Origin of the sequence: Stieleria neptunia (assembly GCF_007754155.1) — a bacterium.
Taxonomy (GTDB): domain Bacteria; phylum Planctomycetota; class Planctomycetia; order Pirellulales; family Pirellulaceae; genus Stieleria; species Stieleria neptunia.
The window spans coordinates 1,496,138-1,515,046 of record NZ_CP037423.1; the positions used below are offsets into that span (position 1 = coordinate 1,496,138).

14 protein-coding genes are annotated in these 18,909 nt (G+C 54.1%); all 14 read left to right on the forward strand.

The window, feature by feature from the left end; translation table 11 throughout:
- Positions 1–1,116: 1,116 nt before the first annotated feature.
- Positions 1,117–3,540 carry a polysaccharide biosynthesis tyrosine autokinase gene (locus Enr13x_RS05260; protein WP_145385037.1) on the forward strand — a complete coding sequence of 808 codons (2,424 nt, stop codon included), beginning with the start codon at positions 1,117–1,119 and terminating at the stop codon, positions 3,538–3,540.
- Positions 3,541–3,600: 60 nt separating this feature from the next.
- Entirely contained in the window at positions 3,601–5,295 is a 1,695-nt protein-coding gene (locus tag Enr13x_RS05265; RefSeq protein WP_231744105.1) for a sugar transferase, read from the forward strand.
- Between the two features lie 54 nt (positions 5,296–5,349).
- Positions 5,350–5,703, forward strand: coding sequence for a four helix bundle protein (locus Enr13x_RS05270; RefSeq protein ID WP_145385038.1), 354 nt, complete (start codon positions 5,350–5,352; stop codon positions 5,701–5,703).
- A gap of 223 nt (positions 5,704–5,926) precedes the next feature.
- Positions 5,927–7,045, forward strand: a complete 1,119-nt coding sequence (gmd, locus tag Enr13x_RS05275; RefSeq protein ID WP_145385039.1) for a GDP-mannose 4,6-dehydratase — start codon at positions 5,927–5,929, stop codon at positions 7,043–7,045.
- A 390-nt stretch (positions 7,046–7,435) separates the two neighbouring features.
- Positions 7,436–8,779, forward strand: coding sequence for a lipopolysaccharide biosynthesis protein (locus Enr13x_RS05280; protein ID WP_145385040.1), 1,344 nt, complete (start codon positions 7,436–7,438; stop codon positions 8,777–8,779).
- 1 nt (position 8,780) lies between these two features.
- Positions 8,781–9,842 (forward strand): glycosyltransferase family 8 protein, encoded by a 1,062-nt coding sequence (locus tag Enr13x_RS05285; protein ID WP_145385041.1) that lies wholly within the window; start codon positions 8,781–8,783, stop codon positions 9,840–9,842.
- On the forward strand, positions 9,839–10,489 hold the full coding sequence (locus Enr13x_RS05290; protein ID WP_145385042.1) for a sulfotransferase family protein: 651 nt from the start codon (positions 9,839–9,841) through the stop codon (positions 10,487–10,489). The genes Enr13x_RS05285 and Enr13x_RS05290 overlap by 4 nt, the downstream gene beginning before the upstream one ends.
- The gene (locus tag Enr13x_RS05295; RefSeq protein ID WP_145385043.1) at positions 10,486–11,331 is read left to right on the forward strand and encodes a glycosyltransferase family 2 protein; all 846 of its coding nucleotides are present in this window, start codon (positions 10,486–10,488) and stop codon (positions 11,329–11,331) included. The genes Enr13x_RS05290 and Enr13x_RS05295 overlap by 4 nt, the downstream gene beginning before the upstream one ends.
- 637 nt (positions 11,332–11,968) lie before the next feature.
- Positions 11,969–12,331: an acyltransferase gene (locus tag Enr13x_RS39645; RefSeq protein ID WP_390621096.1), complete on the forward strand. Its 363-nt coding sequence runs from the start codon at positions 11,969–11,971 to the stop codon at positions 12,329–12,331.
- Between the two features lie 304 nt (positions 12,332–12,635).
- A complete protein-coding gene (locus Enr13x_RS05305) occupies positions 12,636–13,835 on the forward strand; it encodes a glycosyltransferase (RefSeq protein WP_197455803.1) in 1,200 nt (399 codons plus the stop codon).
- 2 nt (positions 13,836–13,837) lie between these two features.
- A complete protein-coding gene (locus Enr13x_RS05310; RefSeq protein WP_145385045.1) occupies positions 13,838–14,956 on the forward strand; it encodes an acyltransferase family protein in 1,119 nt (372 codons plus the stop codon).
- 376 nt (positions 14,957–15,332) lie between these two features.
- Positions 15,333–16,148, forward strand: a complete 816-nt coding sequence (locus tag Enr13x_RS05315; protein WP_145385046.1) for a hypothetical protein — start codon at positions 15,333–15,335, stop codon at positions 16,146–16,148.
- A gap of 470 nt (positions 16,149–16,618) precedes the next feature.
- Positions 16,619–17,488, forward strand: coding sequence for a glycosyltransferase family 4 protein (locus tag Enr13x_RS05320; RefSeq protein ID WP_231744106.1), 870 nt, complete (start codon positions 16,619–16,621; stop codon positions 17,486–17,488).
- 66 nt (positions 17,489–17,554) lie between these two features.
- A complete protein-coding gene (locus Enr13x_RS05325; protein ID WP_231744107.1) occupies positions 17,555–18,832 on the forward strand; it encodes a glycosyltransferase family 4 protein in 1,278 nt (425 codons plus the stop codon).
- Positions 18,833–18,909: the final 77 nt, after the last annotated feature.

The following is an 18,909-nucleotide window of genomic DNA, read 5'->3' on the forward strand; positions in this document are numbered from 1 at the left end:
CATTGCAACGACATGTGTGGATGGATGATGCAGCTGGTGAGGAATGCGTGAACCGATGTTCGTCCGTAAGCTTCGTCCTGGTGTCGCAAAGAAATTTGCAAAATAAATGTTCGGTGAAGCGCTGCGACAATCAATTTGTGTCGGTTCGGCGAGGTCCCCTTCGTGTTGCGTAAGGGGGAACTGGAGCACATCCCAAAAATTCTCTGATTGCAGATTGGGGGGACACCGAGCCAACTTGATCTTGGCGCTGATCAAATTGCTTGACAGTTTTTGAATCGATGTAGAATCGGGGCGTCGAATGGCGGCGACACTATCGAAACAGAGCAGACCTTCGCTGGAGCGAAAACTTGATTTGCCAACGATCCGATGACGACCGTGTAAACGTGTTCTCATTGAAACCGATTACGGAGATGACGCAGCGATTGACTGATCGTTGCCGTAACATAAAGCGACTCGTGGTCCGAGCCATCGAGATCGCAGGGCGACCGCCAGTGAAGCACGCCGACGCAGGTCTCTCTGTTTGTGTCGGTCAACAACGTGCTTGGGCAATGGCCTCCGTTCGTCGCACGGACAGTCTCTTTTTTCAGCGCTGCGTCACCGCCCCAGCAGCCGATGGCGGTCGATCAGCCGCAGTCGCGTCCGGCACGGTGTGTGCCAGTCAGTGGTACGGGCCGCCGCCATCAAGGGACTCTCGATGAGCAATCAATCGGCATAAGGTTGGTTCAATCCACCATGCCCCATCAATCAATAGAGCCTCGCAATCGGCTCGCTGGCGGCTAAAGCTGCGCACCGCAGGGTGCCCCAAAATTTGTAAGTGATCTCGTTGCGCCGCGTCGGGTCGGGATCAAAACGTTGATCGATCGAATACTGACTAGTGAACAGTTGTTGTGTGAATGGGGTGAGTGTCACCCAAGCGGACGAAGTCCAGGTTTAGGAAGTGGGGTAAGCATCTTGCTTGCCTTTCAGAGCGATGCTCGCCTGTCGAACAGTGGAGAACGCAAGCTGGAAGCTTACGCCACATTCATGCAAATCATTGATGAACACGCATCAAAGCCCCGCGCTCGCGTTTGACCCCCTTCTCGCTTCAAACGCGTCTCCTTCCTCCCCACTGAAGCCATGAAACGTTACCAAGACGAAGCTCTGGATGCCGACGACGGCGCAGAGCTGAATATCGATTTGCTCGGCATCGTTCGCCGCCGTTTTCATCTGATCATGTTGGGCGTCTTGGTCGGTGCGACGTGCGCCACGATTTACTTTGTGAAACAAAAACCGGTTTACGAGTCGAGCTTGGCCGTCTTGGTGGGCCAGTTGTCCAGCGAGATGGCGAGCACGGGCGTGCGTGGCACATCCGATGGTGCGGTGACGATGCAAGACGAAGTCTTGTCAACGCATATCGAGCTTTTCAGCAGCCCCAAGGTCCTTCAGCAAGCGATCGATCGGGCGAATTTGAACCGTTCGGTTGGGCAGCTTCGCGGTGGTCTGTCGATCAGCAAGGGAGGCCAGGGGGCAGGCGCGAGTGCCAGTATTTTGAGGGCGACGTATCGAGACGGTGATCCAGAAACCGCAGCCAAGGTGCTGCAAGCCGTTTTTGATTCGTATCAGCTTTACGTCGATGGTCAGTCGCACGACGTGGGAGCCGAGGCAGTCGAGTTGATCGCAAAGGCTCAAGTCCAAAACGAGATTGCACTTCAGGAAGCCGATCAGGCGTACCGCGACTTCGTGGCATCGGTGCCCGCGTTGCTAAACGTCAGCGGCAGCGGCGTGGGGAACCTGGAGGATATTCACCGGACCCGGCTCAAGAGTATTGAAGGCGAGCTTGCGAGCGTGCGGACGGCTCTCGCCTCGGCCCGTTCGCGAAGGCTGGTCATCGCCGACGCGGTCAAGGGCAAGAGGCCGGAGGACTTGACCGATGCCGAAGTGATGACGCTGTTGACCGAAGATGACATGGCTCGGCTGCAAACGCTGGTCAGTATCGCAAAAGAGAGGAAAGCGAAAGACGATGGTCTGGACATCGCTCGGATCGTGGCGAACACGTCCAGTACATCAAAAGTCAATCGATTGATGGGGTTGCTCAGTCAGCGACAGGTCATGCGCGCCACCTATGGTGCCGGGCACCCCAGTGTGGTCGCACTCGATACCGAAATCGCCAGCATCCAAAAATTCGCTCCGCAGGAAGGCGATGAACCGTCTGAGGAAAAGGAAAGTGATTTCGATGTCCCGCCTGCCGAAATCCTGGCCGCCTACTATGCCGTGCTCAAAAGTGACATCAACGAGTTTGCCAAACGTGAAACCGAGTTGCTCGCCCTCTCGGAGCAGGAGTCCAAGCTGGCCAAAGAAGTTGAGTTGAGTTTTCTCAAGGGGACGGCGCTCAAGGCGAACCTCGACCGGGCGCAGGCTCGTTACGACGAAGTGTTCAAGCGTCTGCAAGAATTGAATCTCACCAACGACTACTCCGGCTTTTCGACCGACTTGCTGGTGATGCCTGTTCCGGCCAGTCTGCCGGTTTGGCCGGCAAAGTCAAAGATCGCCATGATGGGGATCATGGGCGGAATCATGTTGGGGCTGGGTTTGGCAATGCTGGCCGAGTTGGCCGACCGCACGTTCCGAAATCCCGAGGAAGTGGAAAGCGTGGTCGGCGCACCGATCTTGGCCCACATGCCGATGCTTCGCGAATCAAAGCTTCAGAAACAGGCGATCAAAGATTCCGCCATTTCACCGATGATCGCGGCGTTCCACGTTCCCCGGGCGACTGATTCTGAAACATTTCGCGTCGTTCGAACGTCGGTTCTGTTCTTGGCAAAGAAGCAATCGAAGCAAGTGTTCTTGCTGACCAGTCCCAGTCCCTCCGACGGCAAGTCGACGACGATCGCCAACCTGGCGGTCTCGATGGCCCAGGCCGGCAAGCGGGTGTTGTTGGTCGATGCGGACTTGCGGCGGCCGACGGTCGCAAAAAACTTTGGCATTGAACGTTCGCCCGGTCTTTCTGATTACTTGAATCACGTCGTCTGTTTTTCGGAAAGTCTGCACGAATGCGAGCAAATCAATCTGACGCTGTGTCCGGCCGGTTCGCGGACTTCGGCCCCGTCGGAGTTGCTGGAGTCGGAGTCTTTCGGGGAATTCATCGCGGAGGCCCGGCAGTCCTTTGACATGATTTTCATTGATTCCCCGCCCCTGTTGGCGGTGACCGATCCGGCGATCATCACACTGCATGTCGACAGCTGTCTGCTGGCCGTGCGGATCGAAAAAAACAACCGAACGCTCGTCGAGCGGGCCACGGAAATCCTTCGCGATCAATGTGTGCCGATCGATGGTGTGATCGTCAACGGTCGTGATTCACGTCGTCGCGGCTATGGATACAGCAGCTACAACTACTACGGAAAAGGCCAGTATGGCTACGTCGACGGTTACCGGCGGTACTACGAATCTGACGAAGAAGAGGCTGTGATCTCCAACGGGCGTTCGCGAAAGCGGGTCAATGGAGAAGCGGTCAAAATGAATGGACGCGGTGCCAGCGATCGTTTGATCACGGGCAAGCGTTGATCAGGTGTCTCGTTCTCTCAATTCAATGATGTTTTTTAAGAAACTGGGTCACGGAAGAACATGAACGCGATCAGCACAACAGCAAAGAAGCCGTCGGATGCCCGTCCGGTGATGGAGAGCGTGGCTGCGACGCACCCGTCCGAATCGGGCAGTCGTCTCGATGCTGCGTCGCTGCAGAAGCTCGGCACGTCGACGGCGTTGGCCTTGGGCAGGAAACAGGCGTGGTATGACCTGCGTTCAACCTTGCCGCTATTGATCTCTGACATCCTGGCCAGCAGTGTCGCGGTCACGGCGGCGACGCTGGTTCACCGCTGGAACGGTGGCACGCCGCATCCGGCGTTTAGTTTGAGCGTGATCCTGCTGGTCGTCTTGATGCATCGTATCCACGGATTGTATCCGGCCTGTGGTGCGAGTTACGCGCAAGAGTTTCGCGGGATCATGCGGACCTGTATCGTTGTGACGGTGGGCGTCGCATTCGGGTTGCTGATGAGTTCCAGCGTGGGCGCCTTTCCTTGGCTCTGCTGGGCCACACTGTCGATCACCTTGTTCTTTGGTCTGGCCGCGGTGCGTCCGACGGCCAGGCGATTCCTAAGCCAATTTGACTGGTGGACTCAGCCGGTCGTGATCGTCGGCAACGGTAGTGCGAGCAGACAGCTGTTTGATCGACTGGACCGATCGCGACATGAAGGGTTGCGACCGGCGGGGATCGTTTTCGACCCCACGCGACATTGGGACGGTTTTCCGGCGACGAATGCACCCGAGCGAAAAACGACGGAGTCCCGAGTGCGGGAACAAGCCGATGGTCAGTTCGTTCGAATCGATTCACCCGAGGGGCTGCGACGATCTAACGGTAGTCCAGTCGGCAACGGCGCACCGGTGCGTCGCTCGGAGAGTTGCTGGCTGGGGCCGACGACGGAATTGGAATCGATCCTTCGTGGAACCGGCGCGTGCCGGCTCGCCCTGGCCGAGCAGGACGCCGGGCAATGGCAGGACTATCACGCGTTTCACGGGATCCCGCACGTGATGCTGCCGATGGATTTTTCCTATCATCCGACCGAATCGGTGCGGTTGGCGGAGCGTGGATCGGGAATCGAACTGCATTGTTACACGGCACTGACCAGCCCCCATGCCCAGTTGGCCAAACGGGTGATCGACCTTGGCCTGGTGTTGCTGACCCTGCCGTTCTGGCTGCCACTGATGATCGCGATCGGGATCGCCATCAAAATCTTTGATCCGGGGCCAGTGTTTTACTATCAGGATCGTGTCGGCAGGTATCGCAACCCGTTTCGCGCGATCAAATTTCGCAGCATGGTCTGTGACGCGGATCGCCGGCTGAGTGAATATCTGCAGAAGAATCCACAGATGATGAAGGAGTGGAAGCGAACCCACAAATTGCAGAAAGATCCACGGGTGACGAAGATCGGCGAATTCTTGCGGAAGACCAGTTTGGACGAGTTGCCGCAACTGTTCAACGTGCTGGTCGGAGAGATGAGTCTGGTCGGGCCGCGACCGATCATCGACAGCGGCGACTACGACCGCGAATACATCCAAGAGTATCCGGAAGTCTTTGAGCTCTATCAAATGGTGCGGCCCGGAATCACCGGCCTTTGGCAAGTCTCCGGCCGAAATTCGACCAGCTACACGCAGCGAGTGTTCATGGACCGCTTCTACCTCCACAACTGGTCGATCGGTCTGGACATCTTCATCCTCTGGCGAACCGTCAAAACCGCCCTGCTCCGCGAAGGAGCGTGTTAGGCGAGTCGTCAGTAGGCAGTAGGCAGTTGGCAGTAAGAATGGAGTGTGAGGGGTATGGCTGGTTTTGAGGATTTAGATGTTTGGAAGCGCGCGGTGGAGATGAGCGCGAGTATTTATCTCGAAACGAAGTCCTTGCGAGACTTTGGTTTTCGAGACCAGGTCACACGGGCAGGACTTTCGATTCCATCGAATATCGCTGAGGGGATGGAGCGATCAACCGTGTCGGACCAATGTCGGTTTCTGGACTATGCACGTGGTTCGTGCGGAGAAGTGCGAACGCAGGTCATTGTCGGGATGAAAGCCGGGTTTATTAACGAATCCAATGGCCGCCACTGGCAACAAGAATCAAAAGAACTCTCCGCAATGATCCAAGGCCTAATCAAAAGCATCAGGAGGCGGGAAGAGTAAGAAGTTGGCAGTTGGCAGAAAGAAGATGGAAGAAACAGCACGGACATATTGGAGCAAATGCCTTCGCTTGGTGACTACATACAAACGCCGCAATGTCCCCCGCTGACGACTGCCAACTGACGACTGCCAACTGCCAACTCTCCCTCCCACCTGCCCACTCTTAGCCTTTTTCTTTCTGCCAACTGCCAACTGACGACTGCCAACTCTCTCTGCCAACTCTACAATGAAAAAAGCACTCATCACCGGTATCACCGGTCAAGACGGATCCTACCTCGCCGAGTTCCTGCTCGAGAAAGGCTACGAGGTCCACGGGATCAAACGTCGAGCGTCCTCGTTCAACACGGACCGAATCGATCACATTTATCAGTCGCCGCACGAGGAGCAACCGCAATTCAAGTTGCACTACGGCGACCTGACCGACACGTCCAACTTGACGCGGATCATCAACGCGGTGCAGCCCGACGAAGTCTATAACTTGGGTGCCCAGTCGCACGTCGCGGTTTCGTTCGAGTCGCCTGAATACACCGCCGACGTCGACGCGATCGGAACGCTCCGACTGCTCGAAGCGATTCGTTTCCTTGGCCTGGAAAAGAAAACCCGTTTCTACCAAGCCTCCACGTCAGAATTGTTCGGCTTGGTTCAAGAGATCCCGCAGAAAGAAACCACGCCGTTCTATCCGCGTTCGCCCTATGCGGCGGCGAAGATGTACGCGTACTGGATCACGGTCAACTACCGCGAGTCGTACGGCATGTATGCCTGCAACGGGATCCTGTTCAATCACGAATCACCGCGGCGGGGCGAGACCTTCGTCACCCGCAAGATCACGCGAGGCATCTCCAACATTGCCCAGGGCCTCGAAGAATGCCTGTACCTGGGCAACATGGACGCCCTGCGAGATTGGGGGCACGCCAAGGACTATGTAAGGATGCAGTGGATGATGCTGCAGCAGGAAGAAGCCGACGACTTCGTGATCGCAACGGGGCAGCAGATCAGCGTCCGGGAGTTCGTCAAGATGTCGGCGAACGAAGCCGGCTTAGAACTCGAATTCACGGGCGAAGGCGTCGACGAGATCGCCACGGTCACGCAAGTCACCGACAGCGAGAAAGCTCCCTCGGTGAACCCCGGCGACGTGATCGTCCGGGTCGACCCCCGCTACTTCCGCCCGGCCGAAGTGGAAACCCTGCTCGGCGACCCCACCAAAGCCAAACAAAAACTCGGCTGGGAATGCGAGATCACGGTCGAACAAATGTGCGCCGAAATGGTCGCCAACGATCTTGAAAACGCCCGCAAACACGCCCTCCTCAAACTCCACGGCCACACCGTCAGCGTGGCGGTGGAGTAATAATTCATCATGATTCGTATACACCAAAGGCAAAGTTGCCGATTTCGTCAGCCGCCAAACTGAATGGCGGCAACTCATTGCGGTTGCTGATCAGGACTCAGTGGGATCGGCGAAAACAACCACTAGCTACAGCGCGACGTCTAAGCGTCATGGGATCGACACTGCCGGTCCACCAAAGATTCATCTATGTCGGTTCGCAACCTCCTCTATAAAGCCAGTAGTCTGCCCGTCACCGCATGCAGGTAGCGAACAATTGCACTGACGCATTCAAGAACATCGTTGCTTACGCACGCCGAACATAACTTCGAACGCCCGAATCCCATCAGGTTCGGCGTTGACCAAACAGCAGTAGCATCGGCTTGATGTACGCTTGTCTGTGAACCGCCTAAATTGTCAAACAATACGAATGAACGTTCAGAGATGCAGGCGGATGTGCCCTTGATAGCCACCCCCCAGTCGGCGTATCGCGCGTTCATCCTGGCCTTGCCACGCGTCCGCGAGTGGGGCAAGCTTATTGCAATCACTGGTTCGGCTCAGGTAGCGGTCCAGGCGATAGGATTCATCACCGGAATACTCGTTATACGGTTGCTGCCAACCCAAGAATACGCGCTATACACAATTGCCAACACGATGCTCGGCACCATGGCGTTGCTTGCCGATGGTGGTGTCTCGTCAGGGGTGATGTCGCAGGGCGGAAAGGTTTGGAGCGATAAGAAGAAGCTGGGAGCTGTGCTGGTCACGGGATTCGCTCTACGTCGAAAATTTGCAGTCGGGAGTGCGTTTGTTGCGATACCCGTTCTATTGTACCTCCTCCGACATCATGGTGCGTCGTGGGGCGTTTCGGCGATGCTCGCATTCTCATTAATGCCCGTTTTCGTTGCGACGCTGAGTGGCAAACTGCTCGAGATAGCACCCAAACTAAATCAAGATATTTCGAAACTGCAAAAGCTCCAAGTCGGCACCAACCTCATTAGACTTGCATCTAGTGGGTTTCTGCTAATGGTATTTCCCCTTGCAGCGGTGGCGATTGCTGCAACTGGTGTCGCCCAGATTTGGTGGAATCGACGGCTTGCGGCACGAACCGAAGAATATGCCGATTTCCAGGTGGCTGAAGATCGAAATGTGAGAGACGAGATGCTAGTGATTGTTCGGCGTGTCCTTCCATCGTCTATCTATTTCAGCTTCTCTCTTCAGCTTAGCTTTTGGTTGCTTTCGTTTTTTGGATCCGGCGAATCAATCGCTCAACTTGGGGCGCTAAGCCGAGTCGCGGTTGCGGTTGGTGTGCTAACGACAATTTCTTCCTATCTTGTCATTCCGCGATTTGCGCGGCTCCCAGCGTCGCCATCTGTATTGAAGGCGTTCTATATAAAAGTGCAACTTGTGCTCTTTGTGGTATGCGGTTTTGGATGCTTAGTGGGCTGCTTTCTTGCGGGCCCCATTCTCGCGATATTGCCAGTTGAGTACGCATCGCTCACCCTTGCTTTTCAGTTAAAGTTGGGGGTCGCTGCTTTCGGTGTGCTAATCGGAACGCTAGTGGGTCTGAATGCAAGCCGAGGGTATATCATGTCGCCAAAAATTCAGATTCCGCTAAACCTTGCAATCGTTGCAGTTACGGCGGCAGTTTTCCAGCCAACGACGCTCATCGGAGTCTTGTACGTCGATCTGACGCGAGCCGCCATTGCCCCAGTCGTGCAGAATGCGATTTTTTTCACCCACTTGAAGCAAGCTAAATAACATGCAGAGTAGGGTTTCAGTTGTTCTCGCTGCTGATCAGCGATATTTCCCGGGGCTTTTAGCGACAGTTTTTACAGCGCTGGCGTCGTCTCGTGATCGCGAGCGATTCGAATTTTTTATTTTCGATGGAGGCATTGACAAACTGTCAAAGGAAAAGCTGGAGCAACTTGTTGTCGCATTTGGCAACAATCACGGCATTCGGTGGTTGGTTCCACGGATCGAAAAATTCAACGGCTTAATTTCGATGAATGGAAACTTTTTGGAATACGCGAGATTGGCATTGCCGGATTTGGTAGGACGGCCTCGGGTTTTATGGCTAGATGCGGATCTGTTGGTGTTTCGAGACTGTGTTGAGCTTTGGGGGCGAAGCATTGGGGATGCGCTGATCGCAGCCGCAAGTGAAAATATCGCGTTTGGTGACGACGTGAGCAATCTACACGAATTTGGGATTCCGGATGACGCGTCATACTTCAATACCGGGGTGATGGTGATGGATCTGGACGGTTTGCGTGAATTCAATTTCAGTGCCATGGCTATCAACTTCCTAAGAGGGAATGCTGGGAACTATCTCTGGCATGATCAAAGTGCAATCAACGTGGTTCTTCACCGTCGTATCTCCGAATTGCCTCGTTGCTTTAATTCGCTCAACCGTGCGTACCTCAATTCACCGTCCGAAAGCTTTGTTGGGCGAGGGGGGTACAATTATCACTTTCTGGAACGTCCCAAGCCTTGGCAGCGGTACTCGGGTGAGCCACACGCAAGGATTTTTTATGGCATCATGAAGCTCCTGAGTGAGCCAATGCCAGAATTGACTTCTTCGAGAAATCGGCTGGACTGGTTGAAATGGCAGTTCCCGCGATTTGCTGAAAATTGGTATTCCGTCACACCCAAGCGTTTTGTCAAGCCCGTTGCAATGCAAACGTTGCGTAACATTTGGGGGGCGAACTCCAGGTTGAAGCATATCAGCGGCACCGGTTGTGTTGAGAAGGTTGTGGGGAGACTAAAAGCGGCGTATTTGGAAGCAAAGGAACACAGTTCTCAGAAAAGGACACTGACGTCATGAGTGTATCGGGCGGACGCAAGGTTTTTTGCCTCGGGCTTTCTCGGACCGGAACGACCTCGCTCTGCTTGGGACTGGAAGCGTTGGGGCTAAAGACGAAGCATTTTCCATTCGAGCTTTTTGCGCGACCGGAAGTTATTTGGGCGCAGAAGTTCTACCCAAAAATCAAGCGGAGCTTGTCTAGGCGTTGGCAGTTGCGAAAAGAGTTGAAGGCGCTCAGGCTGCATGACCCTGTCGTCACACTCAATTCTTATGACGCTTTCGGGGATTTGCCAATTCCACTCTTTTTCAAGGAGCTGGACGGGGCCTTTCCAGATGCGAAGTTTATATACACGACGCGTCAAATCGATAGCTGGTTGGATAGCATGGAATGGTTGCTCGAACGCGGCCGTTACGAACGTGGGTGGACTACTGGTGAACTAGCCGACGAAATGCACTTTGCCATCTACAACTCAGCTCGATTTGATAAACCAAGATTAGCGAAAGCGTTTTTGGACCATGAGCAATGTGTCCGCGAGCACTTCGACGGCCGCGAAGGCAAGCTTTGCACGATTGATATTTCACGCGGAGAGTTGACGTTTGAGAGGATTTGTCAATTCCTCGGCCTCCCCGTTCCATCGGGTCCATTTCCAACTGCAAACGCAAAATGAGCAGCATTAGCCCACAAAAGATGTCGGTTGTTATTCCGACCTATAACCGCACTGACGACCTTTGCCGCTGCCTGGAGTGCTTGGCTCCCTACTTCGCTGAAGATCGTGGCTGCAGCGACTCGTTTGCGGTCGAGGTGATCGTTAGTGACGACGCTTGTGACAAGTCTTTGGAAATGTTGCTTGCAGATCGATTTTCATGGTGCCGATACTTCACAGGGCCAGGGCAGGGGCCTGCAGCGAACCGAAATAGTGGAGCACGCCACGCTAGGGGAGACTGGCTCGTTTTTACAGACGATGATTGCTTACCTCGGCCCGGCTGGATAGACGCGTACGCGAAGTATACCGGGGAGTTTGATGTGCTCGAGGGCAAGACGACCTCGAATCGGAAGCGAGTGCGGCTCAGTGAGACGGCTCCCATAAACGAATACGGTGGCTGCCTTTGGTCCTGCAATTTTGCGATACGGAGGAGTTTGTTTGTCGAATTGGACGGCTTTGATGAAGAATACTTGTTCTGGAAAGAAGACCAGGACCTGCAGCAACGCATCCTCAAATCAGGAAGGGTAATAAAGTTTCTTCCTGACGCATGTGTAGTTCACCCGTGGAAAGCGCCCCGTGCAATATCAAAGGAGCACATGGTTTTCGCTGCCACCCGGATGTTCTGGGAGAAGCACGAAGCGAAACCAAGCAGTGAAGCCGCGTATTTCATTAGAGCCGGAGTTGCCAGCTTTGTAAAAGTTACACTGCCGGGAGTTTGGAGATACAGTGGAAAAGGGGTGCCCTATGCAGCGTTGCTGAACCTCGCATGGATCACCGAGGGGCTACGGGTGCTGGTAAGGAAGTAGACGTAACGCACATGAACGTTAAAGAAAACAAGATAAGAACACAGGTTCGTCGTGCAGAAGTCTTATGTGGCTGGGCAGCCGACTGCGACTGAAAGCGGGTGTGCATTTTGCATCGATCCGTCTGGGGTGCAGCCTTCGCGACGGGGAAGAGATTCGTGCCTACCAACAATCGCTAAGTTGCAAGTGTCGAAGGCTTGTCCCGCAGGCAACTTTTCCTGCAGGCGGATCGGCAACAGATGCGTACTGTAGCTATTCCTAGCTTCGCTTTAACGGACGGGGCCTGCCGTAAACTCGTAAATGGACGCGGCAATGACGGCATGCTCGCTCTAGCGTTGCGTCTCCGCGAGATCGCAGTGGGCTCCTAAGCACGAAGGTCTCGTGGGATCCAGGACAAATTGCTTTCCTGGGCGGGAGTTGCGACAGTGACGCATACAAACACCAGCATTGTCATATCTTGAAAAGCATGTTCCGAGAAAACTTATGCAACTTTCGCATTTACTTGGCGAACTGCATTGTAAATCAGGTGCCATCGCACGGCTTTCGCCTGATGTTCTATCGCAGGATTATGCAGTTCAATATTGGCAAAGGAAGTGCAGTGCATTTAGCCTGCCGCTTCGATGCCAAGTCGAATTTCACGATGGGGCGACACTCCGTCCTCAATCGCGGCTGCCGCATTGACACGCGTGGTGGAGTAAGGGTCGGTGAAAACGTCTCGGTGAGCGAAGATGTCGTTATCCTAACCGCAAGCCACGATCCGCAGTCAAGCTCCTTCGCGGGGAGGCATGCTGAAGTCACGGTCGATGATTACGCATGGATTGGCACGCGAGCCATGCTACTGCCTGGTGTTCACGTAGGGCGAGGAGCAGTCGTGGCCGCTGGCAGTGTGGTCACAAGAAATGTAGCCCCTATGATGATAGTCGCCGGCACGCCTGCACGTGAAATTGGAAGACGTCATTGCGAGCTAAAGTACCATATTGATTATCGACGCTCATGGCATTGAGGGTAGCGAATTCACGACATGTCCGTGACAAGACAACTCTCCTCTGCTTGCAATTCAGACGCGATACCGGTATCGGGCTGCAATCGCATTGGTCGCGATGACCTGTGCATCATTCCGCAGGGCAGACCGAGCTATTCGAGAGGAATGCTTCTCCAGAGTCGCTCAAAAGCAGTTCGCTTCACCTAACCGATATGGAATTCTGGAACAGCCATTGCACGCAATAGAATGCATCTGGCCAGCGGGATGTTTTCTCAGCTATTCACTGTTCGATGACATCGAAAATATGGCAAGTCACGGGTCGGGCATGAACCACATCCGACAGAAATCACAAACTCCTACGAAAAGTGCACGGCGATTGACGATCGTCTTTCTATGCGGGAGCCTCGAACCGGGGCGTGATGGTGTGGGTGACTATACACGGCGCCTGGCTGCCGAGTGTATCCGACAGGGTCATGATGCCTTGGTTATTGCGCTTTGCGATCGCGAAGACCCTCTATTCAGTGACTCGAAGTGTGAAATCGAGAAGCATCAAAGCGACCAGGGCACCGCCGTTCGATGCGTCCGTTGGTCGAGAAATGACGGTTGGGCGCGGAAGACGAGACGGCTCGCTCAGATTCTTCGGCAGGAGTCACCCGATGTGATTAGCATTCAATTTGTCCCTTACTCCTTCAACGCAAGAGGCCTTCCCTTTCAGTTCCTGCGATGCTTTTGGAAATGCAGAGCGGTGGTAGGGGGGCGATGGCACATCATGTTTCATGAGCTTTGGATTGGGCCTCAAGAGGGAAAGCCACTATCGAGTCGGGTCATATCTCGATTGCAGCGTTCGGTGGTCCGTCAACTGCGACTGTGCGATGTCGTGCACACACACCTTCCTGTGTACAGGGAGGCATTGGCACAATGCGGGATCAACGCAAGTCCACTGCCCCTATTCAGTAACATCGCACGTAGTACGCAGTTTGTGGGCAATAGGGCCATCAACGGTGTTGTAAATATTGGATTCTTTTCGCAGCAGGATCCAGTCGCAGAGGTTCGTGACTGGATAGTTACATTTACCGAGGATGCCGAGAAAGGCGGGAGCAGTGTTTGCCTCCACCTTGCGGGGGCGCGGGGAAGCGCAGCGGAGAGCTATTGGCGGAAAAGTCTTGCCGGCAAAGCCGAGGTCGCTGTTCATGGGTGGATGGTGCCTGAAGAACTCTCGGTCTACCTGAGGTCGATGGATCTCGGGATAACCACCGTGCCGCGGCATGCGATTGGGAAGAGTGGCAGCGTTGCGGCTTTTTTTGAGCATGGCACTCCGGTCGCAGCACCAGTTACTTCCGTTGCTCATCCACATACTGGGCTGTTCATCGAACGCGAACACAAAATGGTCCTCAATAGCTTTGCTGACCTGAAGAAGTTTGAAAGACGCCCCTCAGAAGAGCCAACGAAGCTCACGTCCATTTGCCATGAGTTCCTCAATTCAATGTACATCGCGTCAAGTCAACACATAAGGCAACCGTTCTAGACATGACAGGTCAGATATCACGTTCGTACTCTGCGTTTCTGGATGTCATTCGGCTCTATGCTGCTTTATCAGTGTTCGCCGGTCACGCTGAGTTCGGCTGGTTCGGCAAAGTGCGTTTGCCGTTTTTCATGGACACGCATGATGCAGTTGTGATGTTTTTTGTTTTGTCGGGCTATGTCATTGCCTATTCCCAACAGGTCAATAAACGTGAATTGGCTAGTTTTATTCAAGCTAGGGTGTCCCGTCTTTATGCAACAGTCATTCCGGCCATCGGTCTTTCGATTGTTGCGACAATCGCGTTGGATCAGCTGAGCCCAGATCTTTGCGTCAGTATTGCGAAGCCGTACGACTTCATCAGGTACCTTGTTACACTAGGGTTTATGCAAAGCGTTTGGTTTCGCCATTTGTCGCCGTCGATCAATGGGGCATTCTGGTCGTTGAGTTACGAATTTGCATACTACATGCTGTTTGCAGTCACGACGCTGACGAATAATTGGAAGACGCGGGCTTTCGCAACATTGGTTGTCGCTGCGATCGCAGGGCCAGGGATCATGCTGCTGCTCCCGGCTTGGCTCTTAGGAGTCTTCGCGTTCCACGCGAAGAGGTTCAGGTTCACGAGATTCACAACCGTAATCGTTGCATTCGTGTCAGCTGTGATCGTCGCTTACGCTACTCTTTCCGGATGGCGTTTTCCTTTGCAGCCAGGAACACCTCCGCTGAATTTTTCTAGCAGCTTCATTTCCGATAACATTCTTGCTATCGGCATTGCGGGGGCATTGGTCGTCGCAGAGAAGGTGTTTTGGTTTGACATTAACGGGGCGTTCGCGAAGTGGATAAGAAGAGCTGGAGACCTGACATTTCCTATCTATCTATTCCATTTCCCAGTCCTGGTCCTGTTCGCAGCGGCAGGAGGCGCGGTAAGCGTTGAGTCTGGCCCGTCAAATACTGGCGGATTGGTCCTTGCGTTCGTTTTCACGATCGCACTCTCAATATTTTCTGACTATTTCCAACCAAGCATTTCTCGATTGATCAAGTCTTGCTTTGCGGTGATTCGCAATTCATTGTTAAAGCAAAGAATGCGAAGGGTCCTTGCGACGCCAAAACAAAAAGTAAACAGATAGTGAATTGGTGTGTCGCACCCGGAGGCAATGCACCCATAGGAGGTTTGCTCGAGAATCTTCGCAGGTGTTTTTGCAGGCGATTTTACGCGTTCCCTTGTCAGCATTGGGGCCTGCGCAGAGAGACTTGGCGCACGGCAAATCGCGGTGAGCGGCTGAGTTCGGTTGGGAATCCGCACTTGGCAGCGAAAGCACTTTGTTTTTTGGCGACCCTGTATTCCATTGTAGCTGCGTCTGACAGCCTGCGGCGGATGGCGGGGACCACAATGATCGCGGAATACAGGAGAGTCTGAGACCGATGAAATCAAGACGCACGTTGAGCGGCATCTGGAGTCTCCTTCGAGGTGCTCTAGGTTCGTTTCGCAACGAAGGGACGAGCTTGGCACTGACCGTTTTTAGCAAAGACCGTCCATTGCAGTTGGACGCCTTGCTCAGGTCAGTGAGAGAGCATCTCAGTGGCGATTTCGAGATCACTGTGTTGTGGAAGGCTAGCAATGAAGGATTCCTTGCGGCCTATGGCGATGTCTTCGGCCAGCTACGTGGCATGAACATTCGATCGATCGAAGAGAGTGAGTTTCTCAAAGATACGATTGAAGCTCTCGAGCAGACCCCCGCCGGTTCCGTGATGTTTCTTGTCGATGACATCTTGTTTATCCGTGAGTTTCGAACCGAGTGGTTGAAACGTTTTCGATTCATCAATGCTGTCCCAAGTACCCGCCTTGACTCTCAGGTAACGTACTGTCAACCACATGAATGTGAGTCTCCTGTTCCGCGTCTGAAGGCTGCTGGGTATGAACCTTGGAGGTCGTTCTCTTGGAGGGAAAGTATTGGAGGTTGGGCCATGCCGTTGGCCCTCGACGGAAATGTGTTTAGCCGTCGTGAGGTTGTTGCCCTCTTAAAAAGCATTGAATGCAAGAACCCCAATTCTCTCGAAGCAGCGTTTGGACCGTATCGATTTTGGTTCAAATATAGAAAGGGCTATTGTTTGACCGAACGCTGCATTCAAAACTTTGCTTTAAATCGAGTCCAAACCGAGAACGAGACCTTCCCGTGTGGGGAGTACTCTTCGGAGGCGATGCTTGAAAAGTGGAATCAGGGATTCCGACTCGACATCGAGAAGATGGCTGAAATTAAATCAAACAGCACACATATTGTCTGCGAGCCGGTTTTTGAATCGCGGCGGATGATTGCCTAGTTGACGATGCTGTTTCAGTATCTGATCGACGCGGTCGAATTGGCATGCCTGCCTGAGGAAAAAAACGGGGTTTCAAAAATTAGGGATTTCAATCGGTTTTTGGTTTTGCTGATTTCCATGTAGGTTTTATTTGGTCGGGATCGTTGATGAGATTCTCCAGTGCTTGCGCGGTGTGCGTGGCATTGGAGGATGAGCCTCAACGGCGTGTCCGCAATCACTGGCACGGCAGTATCTGTCTCAGAAGTTCTCTGCTTGTGACCAAATCTAGATGAGATTGTTGTGCTTTCTGCCCGCGAACAACTGGTTGTGTTAAATTGAAAATCCTTTTTTTGTCGCACCGATTTTATCCCGAGATAGGCGGGATCGAGGTGAATTCCGAGATCCTGGCCGGTGAGTTTTCCCGTGCCGGTCACAGCGTGCGTTTGCTGACTTGGTCCGCGGGCGACGACAAGCCAGATTGGGAATTCGACGTGGTGCGTCAGCCAACACTCTCGGAGTTGATTGCCGCGCACCGATGGTCGGATGTCGTCTATGAGAACAACATCTGCCTTCGGTTGTCATGGCCGGCGGCGCTTTTCCGTAAGAGGTCGGTGATTGCATTGCGGACGTGGTTGTCGGATGATTTAAGACGCAACTCGCTTCGGAAAACGGCGAAATCGATGTGGTTGCGTCGCGCCAATGGCGTCATTGCGGTCAGCGACAGTGTTCGCAAGCGATGCTGGCTTCCGGCTGAGGTTATCGGCAATCCGTACCGGCACGACGTGTTCGTTGAATCTTCAGAAATCGAACGTAACGGAGATTTTGTTTTTCTCGGCCGTCTCGTGTCAGATAAAGGCGTTGACGACGCAATCGCTGCGTTTTACGAGATCAGGAAGACGCCGCAAGGTCGGGCAAGCACTCTTGCCATCATCGGTGACGGGCCGGACCGTGAGCGATTGGAGTCAACCGTAAAGGAGTTGGGATTGACGGACTCCGTTACGTTCCACGGGGCACTGCAGGGTCAGGAGTTAGTAAGTACGCTTAACCGATTCAAATTCATCTGGATTCCTTCGAAATGGGAAGAGCCGTTCGGCAACGTCGCCCTCGAAGGCATGGCTTGCGGTTGCATTCCTATCGCATCAGATGGCGGTGGATTGCCGGATGCAGTCGGGGACGCTGGGATCGTTTTTCAGCGAGGCAACTTGGAGTCGATGATTCGAGAGAGCTTGGCGTTGATGCAGGATCGTTCAAGGCAGCAGCATTATCGTGATACGGCGGTGTCGCATCTGGAAAAACATCGCCCCTCGGTCGTTGCCAGCAAGTATCTGAAGACGATCGAAAACAGTGTCCAGTTGGGTTAGAAAGAATTCGTTGGGCGGGAGCGTTCGAGCGCCGGCCTTTCCGCACATGTATCAACGTGATTGACCATGCGATTGCCTGCTGAAGCAGACGATTCTGGAATTGTCCTGTCGCACCCCACTGGGAACGCCAACTCGCGTGGCGTACTTGGGGGGCTGTTGGCATCCGATCAGTTGGCAGCTTTCCATACCACGATCGCAACCTTTGACCGTGGTATTTGGGCACAACTCGGAAAGACTCGCCTGGGGCGAGACTTCGGGCGTCGCCGATTCGACGAGGCAGCCAAGGCGCGAACCCATCAGCGGCCCAGTCGGGAATTGGCCCGGATGGTCGCCGGGCGATTGGGGCTCGGATTTCTGACGCGACACGAGACAAGCTTATGTAGCGTGGACGCAGTTTATCGCGATCTTGATCGGCACGTTGCCCGCCGCATAGGCCGGAGCCAGTTCCGAGCCGTGTACTCGTATGAAGATGGGGCGCTCGAAACGTTTCGGACCGCAAAGTCGCTAGGGATCAAGTGTCTCTACGACCTGCCGATCGGCTATTGGAAATCGGCTCGCAAATTACTGGAAACCGAACGAGAGCGTTGGCCCGAATGGGAGTCGACCATGCCGGGTTTCCGGGACTCGGACGAGAAACTTGCTTGCAAGGACGAGGAACTGCAGCTCGCCGATCGGATTTATGTCGCGAGCCGATTTACAAAACAAACGTTGAGCGAATTTGATGGCCCTTTGGCCCCTGTTGAAGTGATTCCGTATGGCTTTCCTGATCCGGGACCGCAGCGGAGCTTCGAAGACATTCATCACCGTCCGTTGAAACTGCTGTTTGTGGGCGGATTGTCCCAGCGGAAAGGAATCGCAGATGTGTTTGCGATTGCTGACCAACTCGGCGACGCGGTGGACTTAACCGTCGTTGGACGCAGTGCGGTGCAAAGTTGCAACGTCTTGAACGACGCGTTGGGGCGCCATCGATGGATTCCGAGTTTGCCACACGATGACGTGCTGCGGCTCATGCGAGAAAACGACGTGCTCTTGTTCCCCTCCTTATTCGAGGGATTCGGCTTGGTCATTACCGAGGCCATGTCGCAGGGGACGCCGGTCATCACGACGGATCGAACTGCAGGGCCGGATGTAATCACGTCAGGTGAGGATGGCTGGATCATCCCCGCGGGCAACACGCCTGCGTTACGATCCGCCGTCGAGAATATCCTCGATGATCCTGACCAGATCGTGAGGATCAGCGAGAATGCACGTCAGACGGCGATGCGTCGGCCCTGGGAGACCTATGGGAAGACCCTGGCGACTGCGATCAAGACCTATCTGGAAACGGAAGTCGATGGCCAATAGCCACAGTCAGCCAATCGAGGTGGAATCCAGCGACCGAGAGCCCCGATGCGCAGCGTCATGCGAGATAGCGGTTCTCC